This is a genomic window from Hyphomonas beringensis (assembly GCF_000682755.1).
In the GTDB taxonomy this organism is placed as follows: Bacteria; Pseudomonadota; Alphaproteobacteria; order Caulobacterales; family Hyphomonadaceae; genus Hyphomonas; species Hyphomonas beringensis.
Genome location: NZ_AWFF01000002.1, coordinates 43476 through 56409 on the forward strand (window position 1 = coordinate 43476; position 12934 = coordinate 56409).

Annotated in this window: 8 protein-coding genes; 2 read left to right on the plus strand and 6 right to left on the minus strand. The window is 59.3% G+C overall.

Annotation, left to right across the window (positions count from 1 at the left end; translation table 11 throughout):
* Positions 1-274: 274 nt before the first annotated feature.
* Positions 275-2071 (minus strand): AsmA family protein, encoded by a 1797-nt coding sequence (locus HY29_RS01635; protein WP_241765107.1) that lies wholly within the window; start codon positions 2069-2071, stop codon positions 275-277.
* A 75-nt stretch (positions 2072-2146) separates the two neighbouring features.
* Between HY29_RS01635 and HY29_RS01640 the strand changes: the two genes are divergently transcribed.
* Positions 2147-4486 carry an ATP-dependent helicase gene (locus HY29_RS01640; RefSeq protein WP_034790834.1) on the plus strand — a complete coding sequence of 780 codons (2340 nt, stop codon included), beginning with the start codon at positions 2147-2149 and terminating at the stop codon, positions 4484-4486.
* Between the two features lie 63 nt (positions 4487-4549).
* Positions 4550-4984, plus strand: coding sequence for a PH domain-containing protein (locus HY29_RS18200; protein ID WP_051601032.1), 435 nt, complete (start codon positions 4550-4552; stop codon positions 4982-4984).
* Positions 4985-5186: 202 nt separating this feature from the next.
* On the opposite strand, the gene HY29_RS01650 is transcribed toward HY29_RS18200, so the two are convergent.
* The 5 genes from HY29_RS01650 to HY29_RS01670 form a co-directional block, all read right to left on the minus strand.
* Positions 5187-8414, minus strand: coding sequence for an efflux RND transporter permease subunit (locus tag HY29_RS01650; RefSeq protein WP_034790837.1), 3228 nt, complete (start codon positions 8412-8414; stop codon positions 5187-5189).
* Positions 8411-9487: an efflux RND transporter periplasmic adaptor subunit gene (locus tag HY29_RS01655; protein ID WP_034790839.1), complete on the minus strand. Its 1077-nt coding sequence runs from the start codon at positions 9485-9487 to the stop codon at positions 8411-8413. The genes HY29_RS01650 and HY29_RS01655 overlap by 4 nt, the downstream gene beginning before the upstream one ends.
* A gap of 175 nt (positions 9488-9662) precedes the next feature.
* Entirely contained in the window at positions 9663-10673 is a 1011-nt protein-coding gene (locus tag HY29_RS01660) for a zinc transporter ZntB (protein WP_051601033.1), read from the minus strand.
* Between the two features lie 6 nt (positions 10674-10679).
* The gene (locus HY29_RS01665; RefSeq protein WP_034790842.1) at positions 10680-12191 is read right to left on the minus strand and encodes an amidase family protein; all 1512 of its coding nucleotides are present in this window, start codon (positions 12189-12191) and stop codon (positions 10680-10682) included.
* A 132-nt stretch (positions 12192-12323) separates the two neighbouring features.
* Positions 12324-12920 carry a superoxide dismutase family protein gene (locus tag HY29_RS01670; RefSeq protein ID WP_034790844.1) on the minus strand — a complete coding sequence of 199 codons (597 nt, stop codon included), beginning with the start codon at positions 12918-12920 and terminating at the stop codon, positions 12324-12326.
* Positions 12921-12934: the final 14 nt, after the last annotated feature.

The following is a 12934-nucleotide window of genomic DNA, read 5'->3' on the forward strand; positions in this document are numbered from 1 at the left end:
GGTGGGGACGAATGGCAGACCTCCCTGGCAAGTGACATGGCGAAGGCGTACGGGGGACCCTGTGCGTGTGCCTTGGCCCAGCTTCAGATACTTGACCCGGTCTGAGGCGGCACTGTGCGGTTGGTCTGATTTTCCCATCTTCGCGGGCATCGCCCGCATTTGAGACGAGATGCCTTCACACCAGCATCCCGTCTGTCCCTGCAGGGGATGTATTGCTCACACCCGATACATCCCCTGCGGGACTTTTTGTTTCAGCGTATTCTGTGTGGGTGGCTCAGGGCTGCGCGCTTTTGGCCCGCGCCATGATGGCGCCGCAGGGCGCGTCTTTGGCCATGCCCGGTTCTATGAAAGGCAGGGCGGCCAGGCCTCCGCTGACACTGCCCAGCAGGGCAGAGATACCGAGCTGTAGAATGGTCTCACCACTCAGGGCCGAGATCTGAGGATTCCGGAATGTCCCCATGATGCTGACATTCCCGATGAGTGAACCAAATGAAGCATCCTTGGCTTCAGAGCGTACCTTCAAATCCATGGTCTCGTGTTTCATGTTCACTTTACCATCCACGATGACCAGGCTGTCCGCCGTGTCCACAATGGCCGGATCCACCTTTCCGATACCCTGATCGAAGCGGATTGAGAGGGCTACGCAGCGCGCGGGGGTGTAAGTTCGGTCTCCCGGTGACTCTCCCAGCAAAGTCAGTGCCTCACCGATGTCGAGGGCGGCGCCTTCGGCGGCGAGGGCCCAAAGCTCAGCCTTTTCTGACCAGACGGATACACGGCCATCAAGTGTCGCGGCGGCTTGCTGGAAGCCATTGCCGGTCGCTTCGATCTGGAAGCGACCATTGGCATTGCCGCGCACATACGGAGTCAGCGACAGATTGCTGAACGGCACATTGGTCAGCTCGCCCTGCGCATCTGTTTTGGCAGGCGACTGGCTACCATCCAGTGTGACATAGGAAACGAGGCCGCCTTCCTCGAAATCGAGCTGAAGGGTCGGCGCGCGTACGACGCGGCCCTCAATGTTGAATTCCAGCTTGATGCCACGAATATCGAAAATGGCATTGGTCACCCGATTGGCATGATAGAGGACATGACCGTCCACGGCGTCGAGGCGGGTAAAGTCGATCACGGCATTCGGGATCAGCCGACCGCTGGCATCATAGGCTTCGCGGGACTTCTTCTGAACATTATTTGCCGTTTCATTGTCTCCCGTCCCGACAGGTATGCCGAACAGGACGCCGAGATCGTCAAAGTCCAGATTGGCCGATTGGAGATCCGCCTCCAGCAGCGGCGTGCCTTCGCCGAAGGTAATCTTCAGCGGGCCACTGAGATCGCTGTCGCCAATGCGGGTTTCCGGGGCGAAGTCGAGTGCAATTTGCTGGCTGGAGAAGGTCAGATACGCGACCGCATCATAGGGCGGCGTGTCAGGGGAGGCGAAGCCGGCCAGGTCTGCAAAGTCTGCGAAATTGTCGCCGGACAGTTTCAGTTTGCCGGACAGAACAGACAGGTCAGATGGACGGGCCCGGCCTTCAAAGTCCAGGTCCACGCCGCTGCTGTTGGCGGTTACTGACAAGTCTCCGCTGCGCAGGGAGCCTTTAGCCGTCTGGACCATGATCGGCTCTGTGCCTTCATCGCGTACAAAGCGCACTTCGATATCCTTTGCGCGCACTTCATCAATCAGGGCGCGCCAGTCTTTCAGCGTCATGCCTTTCTTGTCGTCTTCCGGCTCGTCCATGCGCACGACAATGTAGCCATTACGGGCCTCAGCCCGGGACACCCAGCTGAGACCGGGCAGGAACCCGAAGAAATTGACGCGCAATTCGCCAGATTCTGCTTCTGCGGTACCGGGGGCCTGGAAATTCTCAAGCGTCATTTCGTTCACGGCCGGAAACCGAAGGTGCGCTCGGCTGACGGAGGCATTTTCCGGGCCCCAATGTTTCAGCGACCAGTTGGTCACTGGCGTTGCGATAGCCGGGAAAACCATCAGGATCAGAGCGATGGCAAAGGCCACAAGCAGGGCGCAGGCAATGTCGAAGACAATTTCGACACTGCGGGGGAGGTGGATATCCGGCATCCTGTTTCAACGCCTAGGTGCGGGATTGGTTCACTGGGTGCAACGAACCCTGCCCATTGGGCCAATCCCTGCTATATGTTCGCTATGAGTTCCAATCCGAATCGACTGTCCATTTCCGAGATGGCGGCGGCGAAAGCCCCCGCGTCCGCAGGCAATGAGACCTATCTTGAAGGCCTGAACCCCGAACAGCGCGAGGCCGTGCTGACGACGGAGGGCCCATTGCTGGTGCTGGCAGGGGCGGGCACGGGCAAGACGCGCGTGCTGACGACGCGCCTCGCGCACATTATCGGCACGCGGCTGGCCTGGCCGTCGCAGACCTTGACGGTGACCTTCACCAACAAGGCCGCGCGGGAAATGCGCGAGCGGGCCCTGTCCATGCTGGGTGAGGCTGGCGAGGGCCTGCGCTGGCTGGGCACGTTCCACTCCATCAGCGCGCAGATCCTGCGCAAGCATGCCGAGTTGGCGGGCCTGAAATCCACCTTCACAATTCTGGACACGGACGACCAGGTTCGTCTGTGCAAACAGATCATCCTGGCCGAAAACATTGACCCCAAACGCTGGACGCCGCGCTTCCTGGCCAGCCTGATCGATGGCTGGAAAAACCGGGCGCTGACGCCAGGCAAAGTGCCGCCGGAAGAGGCGCATCAGTTTGCCGATGGCAAGGGCATCACCTGCTACCAGATTTATCAGAACCGTCTGAAAGTTTTGAATGCATGCGATTTTGGCGATCTGCTGATCCACAACATCACGATCTTCCAGAACAATCCGGATCTTCTGAAGGAATATCACGACAAGTTCCGCTATATTCTGGTTGACGAGTATCAGGATACGAACGTTGCCCAGTATCTGTGGCTGCGCCTTCTGGCTCAGGGCTCCCAGAACATTTGCTGTGTGGGCGATGACGACCAGTCCATCTATGGCTGGCGCGGCGCGGAAGTGGACAACATCCTGCGCTTCGAGAAGGATTTCCCCGGCGCGAAAGTGATCCGTCTAGAGAAAAATTACCGTTCTACCAAACACATTTTGGCGGCGGCGTCTGCGGTGATCGCCAACAATAAGGGCCGCCTTGGCAAGACGCTCTATGTCGGCGACGACAATGCGATTGACGAGATTGACGCGGCCAAGGTGAAAGTGCGCGGCCTGTGGGATGGCGAGGCGGAAAGCCGCCTGATCGCGGACGATATTGAAAGCTGGGTTTCCAAGGGCGGCAAGCATGATGACTGCGCCGTTCTGGTGCGGGCCTCCTGGCAGATGCGCGCCTTTGAAGAGCGCTTCATTATGCTGGGCATTCCGTATCGTGTGATCGGCGGGCCACGCTTCTTCGAGCGAGCAGAGATACGTGATGCGCTGGCCTATTTGCGGCTTGTGCGGTCTCCCGATGATGATCTGGCGTTCGAGCGTGTGGTGAACCAGCCGAAGCGCGGCGTGGGCAACACCTCCCTCATCAAGCTGCAATCCTATGCGCGCCAGGACGGGCGCAGCCTGTTCACGCTGACGCCGATGGTGCTGCAGACAGATGAAATCAAAGGCGGAGCCAAGCGCGGCCTGACCCAGTTCATCGACCATGTCAACCTGTGGCGCGACAAGCTGGCCAATGGCATGCCGCATACGGAACTTGCCGAGACGATTCTGGAAGAGTCCGGCTATACGGATATGCTGCAAAAGGATCGCAGCCCGCAGGCGCAGACGCGACTGGACAATCTGAAGGAACTGGTCCGCGCGATGGGCGAGTTCGACTCGCTGGCGGGTTTCCTTGAGCACATCGAACTGGTGATGGATACGTCCGCCGGCGGAGCAGGGGAGGATCAGGTGCAGATCCTGACGCTGCACGCGGCGAAGGGGCTGGAATGGCCGGTCGTATTCCTGCCGGGCTGGGAAGAGGAAGTCTTCCCGTCCAAGCGCAGTATGGATGAAAGTGGCCTGAAGGGTCTCGAAGAGGAGCGCCGGCTTGCCTATGTCGGCATCACGCGCGCACGCCAGCAGGCCTATATTTCCTTTGTGGCGAACCGCCAGATCTATGGCCGCTGGCAGAGTGTTCTGCCCAGCCGCTTTGTCGACGAGCTGCCGCATGATCATGTCGAGGCGGTTTCGGAGACCGGCTATTCCGGCATGCCCGGCGGAGACACCGGCTTTACCGGATCGGTTGAGGATCTGGGCGAGCGGTCAAACTATAAGAGCCCGGGCTGGAAGCGGCTCAAGGAAAATGCGGGACGGTTCGATACACGTCCGCCAAAGGATGCCACGAATTTGTCGGCCACCAGCGGCGGGCCTGAAACCTTTCGCAAGGGCCAGCGTATCTTTCATGACAAGTTCGGCTATGGCCGGATCGCGCATTCGGAAGGCAATAAGCTGACCGTCGATTTCGAGAAGTCAGGCCGCAAGAAGGTGATCGCCACTTTCGTTCAACCCGCCTGACCGATTGCTTGACGGCTTGCCGCCTTCCGACTTGGATAAACCGGGGACGGGGGAGAGGCAGATATGTCAGGATATATCGAGAAGCGGCTGTATGAAGGGGAGACCCTGCGCTATCGCGGGCAGTTCCACTGGATCGTACATGCACGGGCTTGGGCGGCGTTGATCCTGCTGGGCGTTCTGGTGTTCGGTATTGTGTATTTCATTATGGAAATGGTGCGCGTCAACACGACAGAATTTGTTGTGACAGACCGGCGCGTGGTGCTGAAAACAGGGTTGTGGTCTGCCGATGTGGAAGAGATCACGCTGGACGCGATTGAGGGCAGCTCCCTTAAGCAGAGCATCTTTGGCCGTATATTCGATTATGGCCGCCTGTCGGTTCATGGGCGCGGGGAGACGCATATCCGTTTCCCCAATATGGCGCATCCGCAAGCCTTCCGGGCCGAGGCCGAACGGTCCAAGCAGGCCGCCATCGCGCCGGGCGGGCCACTCGCAGGATAACCTCTTCCAAGGATAAGATGCAGCGCCGGTTGACCTGTCTCAGGGGAGAGGGTTTGGGAACTACCAGGCCAGCATTCAGGCGTGATGGGTGAAGACGCTTGCCTCTGGGAGGAGGAGCTGCCCGGCGCTGCTGACCCTGTTTCGCATGGGCGCTTGGAACGCAATCCGAATGGCGCGTTCATCTGCCGGTCATCTCGCAAGCCTACTCCGCCGCAGGAAGGGAAGAATCCTTGGATGTGTTCTCATTGGCGGACTTGTCCAGAAGTTTGACGTCCGACGTATTTCGGCGGCCCTGGAATTTCTGCTTCTGGCGCTTTGCCCAATTGCCAATGCGATAGGGTGCGAGCAGCCAGACCGGTGTGACCAGAAGGATCATCATGGTCGAGAAGCCAAGGCCGAACACGACCGCTGTCGCCAGCTGGACCCACCATTCAGAGCTGGCACCGCCAAAATTGATGGCGCCGTCGCCGAAGTCCACATTCATCTGAATGATCATGGGCAGCAGGCCGCAGATGGTCGTGCCCGTCGTCAAAAGGATCGGGCGGATACGCTGGGCAGCTGTTGAAATGGCGGCCTCTTCCGGCGAGCGTCCATCGCTCAGCAGGCGGTTATACGTGTCGATAAGAACGATATTATTGTTCACCACGATCCCAGCGAGGGCCACGATCCCGGTTCCGAGCATCAGCTGTGAAATATAGGGCAGGACAAACTGAATGCCGATGACCACACCCGCGGTCGACATAATCACAGCCGTCAGCGTCAGGAAGACTTGCCAGAAATTGTTGAACTCCCACAGCAGGATGACCGCCATCATGAACAACATGGCCATCAGGGCGCCCTGGAAGAATGCGGCCGCCTCGGCGCTGTCTTCATCAGCCCCTTCAAAGCGCACCTCCACGGAGGCCGGGAAGTTCTGGTCTGCGACCCAGGCCTTGAGTTCATCAACGATCGCTGCGCCTTGGCCCTGTTCACGCGCATTGGCACGCACATCAATCACGCGTTCGCCGTCGCGGCGTTCGATCTTGCTGACACGCGGGGCAGGTACGCGATCTACGAACAGGGACAGCGGCACGTTGCCTTGGGGTGTCGCAATGCGCAGATCGTCAATCGCACTGGCGCTGCGGTCAGCTTTCGGGAAGCGGACACGGATATCAACCTCATCGGAGGCATCATCCGGACGGTAGCGCCCCACGAGCACACCATTCGTGACGAGTTGCACAGCGGCGCCAACCTGGCTGATGTCGAGACCATATTTGCCGGCCTCCTCACGGTCGACTTCCAACTGGTATTCGATGCCCGGCAGCGGGCGGGTATCATCGACTTCGCGCAGGTCTGAACGGCTGTCGAGATAGGTGCGGACCTTGGCTGCGGTCTGGTTGAGTGCAGCCTCATCCTCTGACAGCAATGCGATCTGCACATCCTTGCCCGTAGGCGGACCATCTTCGCGCTGCGTGATTTCAAAGCGCAGGCCCGGCACTTCAGACAGGCGCTCGCGCACTTTCACAAGCGTCTTGCGCCCATCATGAACACCATCGGCGGTGGCAAGATCCAGCAGCAGCTGTCCGATTGTATCAATGGGTGCGCTGGCACCATCTGGAGAGAAAGTTGATTCCCCGCCGCTGCCGGTCTGGGTGGAGATGTCTTCAATGCCGTCCATGCCGCGAATGGCCGCTTCGGCATGCTTGACCAGTTCCAGCTGTTCCCGTGCCGAGAGGCTGCCCTGTGCCTGCACGAAGACGAAGGCCTGTTCAGGCTCCACATCCAGAAACAGTTCGGATTTATGGGGGGTAGAAGCAAACCAGATGAAAATGGCTATGACTGCGGAAATGGCGACCGCCGTAACCATCAGGGGGCGGTCGATCAAAGCCTGAACGGTTCTGACATAGCCGCCAAGAAACCCTGTAGCATCTTTCGGGTCTGCATCTGCGGCCAGTGCAGCAAGGCTCTCATCCGTGCCTTCAGGACGCGCGCCGATGACGGAGCCAAGCACAGGCAGGAAGATCAGCGCCATCACGAGAGACGCGGTCAGAACAAAGATCAGCGTGATCGGCAGATATGCCATGAACTTGCCCGGCATCGAATTCCAGAACAGGAATGGCACAAAAGCCGCAAGTGTCGTGGCCGTGGAGGCGATGACCGGCCAGAACATGCGCTTGCCGGCCATGGCATAGGCTTCCTTGCGGTCCAGCCCTTCCGCCATTTTTCGGTCGGCATATTCCGTAACAACGATTGCCCCATCGACCAAGATGCCGACGGCGATCACCATGCCGAACATGACCATCATGTTGATGGTATAGCCAAACGCGCCAAGCAGCAGGAAAGCCATTACAAAGGAAGAGGGGATCGAGATGCCGACCAGCAGCGCAGAGCGCCAGCCAAGGGCGGCGACACAGATGATCATCACCAGTATGACCGCCGTAACGATGGAGCTTTGCAGCTGTCCCAACTGGTCGCCGATCATTTCGGATTCATCAGATGTGATGCGAACCTGAACCGTGCTCGGCCAGGCTTTCTTTTGCTCCTTTACGACATCGCGCACAAAATTGGCCGTGTCGAGAATGTTCGCGCCAGAGCGTTTCACGATCTGCAATTGCAGGGAAGGCTCGCCATTGAAGGTGGCAAAGCCGGAGGCATCCTTGTATGTGCGGCGAATGTCGGCCACATCGGACAGGGTGATGGTGGCATTCTCCGCCCGTTTGACCGGCAGGTTCAGCGCATCCTTCGCGGTGCGGATCAGGCCCGGCACCTTGACGGCAAAACTGCCCTCGCCTGTATCGATCTGGCCTGCAGGCACGAGTTGGTTGTTGGAGGACACGACGGAATAGATGTCCTGATAGGACAGATTGTAGGTTTCGAGTTTGACCGGATCGACGACGATCTCAAGCACATCCTCGCGCTTGCCGATGATGCGCGCTTCCAGCACGCCCGGGTCGCGTTCCAGGGCATCCTGCAAGTTTTCCGCAATCCGGTTCAGGCCGCGCTCCGGCGCCTGGCCGAACAGGTTGACCACCATGATCGGGAATTGGGAGGCATTGACCTCTGTGATGATTGGCTCGCGGGCATCTTCCGGGAAGAAACGTTTGGCCAGGTCTACCTTGTCCTTCACGTCCAGGACCGCCTGATCGATATCGGTGTCGATCTCGAATTCCAGCACCAATTGTCCGGCGCCTTCCATGCCGTAGCCGGAATAGGTCTTCAGGCCTTCCAGCGACTGGATTTCCTGTTCAATCGGTTTGACCAGCAGGCGTTCGGCATCTTCCGGCGTTACGCCTGCCAGCGGAACGGTAATGCCGACAAAGGGAACGGGAATGTCCGGATTGGCTTCCTTCGGCAGGCCGACATAGGTGGCGGTGCCGGCAATGATCGCGCAAAAAAGGATGGCGAGCACCATCCTTGCGCGGCCAATGGCGCCATCGATCAAACCTGTCATGGCTGGGCTCCGCCTTTCGGAACAGGTTTCACCTTCACGCCCTCAGCCAGATAGTCCTGCCCCAGAGAGATGAGCTGTGTCGTCTTCGGCAGACCCGTTACCCACGCGCCCTGCGGGCTTTCATCAATGATAGTGACTGGCGCAAAGCCAACCGTGTTGTCCGCCTGAATGTATCTGAGGCCCATTTCGCCTGAATCGTTCAGGGTGAGCAGGCCGGGGGAAATGCGGGTTGCTTCAACCTCGCCAATTGGAACGAACAATTGCGCAGTGATCCCGGCGGGCACAGGAGTTTCGCCCGTCTCCATAGCCGCTTCTACCCGGAAGGTACGTGTGCTGTCATTTGCTGAGCGGGAGACATAGCGCAGTTTTGCGGGGTATTCGGCGCCACTCGCCAGGCGAACACGGGCGTCCATGCCCGTGGTCAGCTTGCCAGCATGTTCTTCCGATACCTGAACGGCCACGATGACCGGGGACATGTCCACAAGCTCACCGCAGGCCTGTCCGGGAGAGAGGAAATCCCCGGCTTCGGCCAGGCGTGTTTCGAAAATGCCGTCAAAGGGCGCGCGGATTTGAGTTTTGGAGAGTTCCACACGGGCCGCATTCACGGCGGCTTCGGCTGCATTCAGGCTAGCCTGTGTGGCGGTCACACGGTTCTTCGGGCCAAGACCTTTTTCGGCAAGCTGTTCGGCCGCTTCATAATCGACACGGGCGGCGTCCCGATTTGCTTCAGCCTCTTTCAGGCGTGCCGCGCGCGATTCGACATCCAGCCCGCACAGCAGTGTGCCTTTTTCGACAAAGCGGCCTTCGCTGACGGGAGTGGAGATGACGGTGCCGGTTGTGCCGGCCTTGACGGTAACGGTCTTGTCCGGCGCCGTGCGCCCCTTGGCTTCGACGCGAATGGGGTGGAGCTTTGAGCTGGCCTGGATGGTAACGGCCTCGGGAACAGGCTTCTCCGTCGTCATGGCGACGGATTCCTTTTGTGTGCTGATCGATCCGCGAAGAAGGCTGCGCCCCGCAAACCAGACCAGTATGACAACAAAAATCGCAATGGCAATTTTGACAGATTTGTTCACGGTGTACCGCTTTCGTAAGGCCTGTGTACCAGCAGATATAGAGCGCGCGTCGCGAATTTCCGCGCTGCAACATGTTCCGATTACCAGAAGTACATTGCGAACATGCAAAGCTTCAGGCCGAATTTCTGAAGGAGACGAAAGTGATGGTTAATATCTGGGCGGCGATGCCTGGCGCTCAGATCCACCGCCGCCAGCGGAATATGGCCAGCATCAGCACGGTTGCCGCGATCAGCGCGCCGACCAGAATGGCAAAGGCCAGCGGGCTGTGGAGGCCCGGCATGCCGCCGAGATTCACGCCAAACAGCCCTGTCACGAAACTGATTGGCAGAAACACCGCAGACAGGATGGAGAGCACGAAGAGGCGTTGGTTCATGATCTCACCGCGTGCCTCGATCACCTGTTCCTGCAGCACGGTTGAGCGGTCGCGTATGGTTTCCAGCTCTTCCGACAGGCGTGTCACCCGGTCTGCGGATTCGCGCAGGTACATCATGTCATAATCGCTGAACAGTCCGGCCTGCGCGCCCTCACGCACCAGTTGGGCCAGAGCATCACGCTGGGGCATGATATAGCGGCGTACCTGCAGCACACGCCGGCGGAATTCCGACAGCGCGCTGCGGGGCAGGCGGCTATCCGCATCCAGCAGCTGGTCTTCGAATTCATCAGCCTGCTCATCAAATTGCGCGATTTCAGGCTCCATCCGGTTCGTCAGGGCCTCGGCCAGTGCTGCAACCAGGCCGCCTGTGGAGTTGGGCACATCACCTTCACGCATTGAGGCCTCGACATCGCGAGCAGCCTGGATGCGTTTGGAGCGCAGGGTGATGAGAGAGGTTTCACTCGCCCAAATGCGCAAGGCCAGCATATCTTCGCGGGCTTCGCCTTCGTTCAGGTTCATCCCGCGAAGATTGATCAGAAAACCCTTGCCGTGGCGAACTGCCCGGGGGCGTGTACCTGCTTGCAGCAGGGCGTCGGCGGCGAGTTCATCCACGCCGCTCGCATTACTTACCCATTCCTGCGCCGCCTCTGACAGCCGGTTCAAGTGCAGCCAGTAGCGGCTGAACTCCGCCAGCCTGCCGGATGTGACGTCTTCCCAGCTCAAAGGCGTGGGCGTACCGTCATTGGCAAAACCGTATCCAAATACCAGCGGATGGATTTTGGCGGACGTCTGAGAGGGCGCAGAGGGTGTCATGAGGGCCTAGAATGCAGACACAGGGGGAACCTTGCCGATCCAGGGGCGGACCTGCTCCAGCTGCATGGCCAGCTCAAACAGCAGACCGTCATCTCCGCGTTTGCCGGAGAACATGGAGCCGATCGGCAGGCCGGACGGGGACCAGCCAAGCGGCACACTCATGGAGGCCGCGCCAGCTACGTTCATCGGGGCGGTGTACGCCGCGAAGTTCAGGACGCTTTCCATTACATCCTCAAAATTGCCATCTGGAGCCTGCTCGCCAATCGGTCTTGCGGGACTGCCTGTCACCGGCGTCAGCAGGATATCCATGTCCTCGAACCATGCATCATAGGCGGCTTCAAAATCCTGCAGATATTTGATGATTTCGGGGATTTCCGCCTGGCGGGACTGGAAGCGGGCAGCGAGGCCCAGCGTCCATGGCTCGACAATTTCAGGGCCGATCGGCTTGCCCGTAAACTCGCTGGCTTGCTGTGCAAAAGCGGCTGCGCCTGCAGACCAGTACATAAGGAATTTATCGGTAAACTCTTCGCCATTCAGGGGCACTTTGAAGTCTCTGACATCATGGCCAAGGTCTCGGCAAAGCTGCGCTGTTTTCTCCAGCGCCGCGAGTGTCTCCGGCGCAACATGTGTTCCGCTGATCGTGTCTGGCGCAAAGCCGATCTTGAGCGGGCGGCGAATAGCGCGGATCTCGCCCAATGGTGCATATGTGCCGTCATTGGTCTCAGCGACGCGGAAGAGCTCAATGGAATCCTGAACCGAAATGGTCACGGCGTGGTTCACAGAGAGATCCACGGGCGGAGTTGGGCCGCTTCTGCCAGCTTTCAGGCGACCGCGAGATGGCTTGAGGCCGAAGACGCCACATGTCGATGCGGGGATCCGGATCGAGCCGCCGCCATCACTGGCATGGGCAAACGGAACGACGCGTGCAGCAACCAGCGCGGCTGCACCTCCGGAAGAGCCGCCGGTATTTCGGGAGAGGTCCCATGGGTTGCGGGTTGGGCCGGTGACCAGCGGTTCGGTGGTGGAGGTGAGACCATCTTCAGGTGTGGTGGACTTGCCGAGCGAGACCACGCCTGCCTTGCGCCAGGCCGCTGCAAACGGTGCGTCTTCTTGCGCAATGTAGCCAATAAAGGCACGGCTTCCCATCAGGGTCTGAGTGCCTTTCCAGTTCATCAGGTCCTTGATGAAGGTCGGCACACCGCTAAACGGGCCAGGGACAAGGTCGCCTGCATCAATACGTGCCTGGTTGAAACTGTCTGTCGCAATGGCATTGATCTGGCCGTTCACGGCTTCGGCGCGGGTGATGGCGGCATTCACTTCTTCCAGAGAGGTGGTGTCACCGGTGGCGATGCGGTGCGCAATGGTCAGACCGCTTTCCCAGCCTTCTGGCGGAAGGGCCTTGGCGGCTGCTGGTCCTGTTGGCGGCGGCAGCGCCGTAGCTGTTTTCTGCCCACAGGCAGCCAGAGTAGTGATGGCTGCGCCACCCAATAGCGCGCCGCGTCGTGTCAATTTCGTCAAAGTCGGAACCCTCCCTTTTTTCTCTGTCGTCAACCTGTATCGCGCCGATGATTTTCGCAAGTGCATATGAAACCGGCCACGTCGCAAAACGTGGCCGGCTGCAGCTTTTATTAGGAGTTGGGCGTGATGGCCCTACTCGATAACACCACAAGCGACGCGGGCGCCCGCACCGCCAATAGGCTGAGTCATATGATCATCTTCGTCTTCGTGAATGATGATGGCCGAGCCGTCATCATCCAGCAGGGCATCAAGGCCCGTAAGGCGTGTGAACGCTTCGTACCCGGCCGAGCCATCTGCTGCGACCCAGATATTCGGCAGGTCGCCCGCTTCAGGACCTTTTGGGTTCAGCAGACCATGGCCGCCTTCATGCTTGCCCTGATGTCCGCCGGATTCCTTGAATTCACCAACATCCTCACACGTGCCCACGGCATGTAAGTGGATGCCATGCCAGCCTGGCTCAAGCGCGCCTTTTGACAATTCCACGCGGATCAGTTCTCCATTCGGACCGTCAAGGAAGTTCGCGGTGCCGATCTCTGTGCCTTCTGCACCAATGATGGAGGCTGTGGCGCGCATCATTGATGGGTAGACGCCTTCATCGGGGCCGGGCATTTCAGAGGGAGAGGGCAGGGGGCCTGCAGTTTCGGGAAGTTCCTGCGGCTGGGCGCTTTCCTGTCCGCAGGCCGCTGCCAGGACCAAGGCGGCGGTCGCAATCGCTGTACGGGTGATCATGAAGAGTCTCCTGT

Excerpts from the sequence above, each read along its gene's own strand:
- HY29_RS01635 (WP_241765107.1), bottom strand. The coding sequence starts at position 2,071 with ATGCCGGATATCCACCTCCCCCGCAGTGTCGAAATTGTCTTCGACATT.
- HY29_RS01640 (WP_034790834.1), top strand. The coding sequence starts at position 2,147 with ATGTTCGCTATGAGTTCCAATCCGAATCGACTGTCCATTTCCGAGATG.
- HY29_RS18200 (WP_051601032.1), top strand. The coding sequence starts at position 4,550 with ATGTCAGGATATATCGAGAAGCGGCTGTATGAAGGGGAGACCCTGCGC.
- HY29_RS01650 (WP_034790837.1), bottom strand. The coding sequence starts at position 8,414 with ATGACAGGTTTGATCGATGGCGCCATTGGCCGCGCAAGGATGGTGCTC.
- HY29_RS01660 (WP_051601033.1), bottom strand. The coding sequence starts at position 10,673 with ATGACACCCTCTGCGCCCTCTCAGACGTCCGCCAAAATCCATCCGCTG.
- HY29_RS01670 (WP_034790844.1), bottom strand. The coding sequence starts at position 12,920 with ATGATCACCCGTACAGCGATTGCGACCGCCGCCTTGGTCCTGGCAGCG.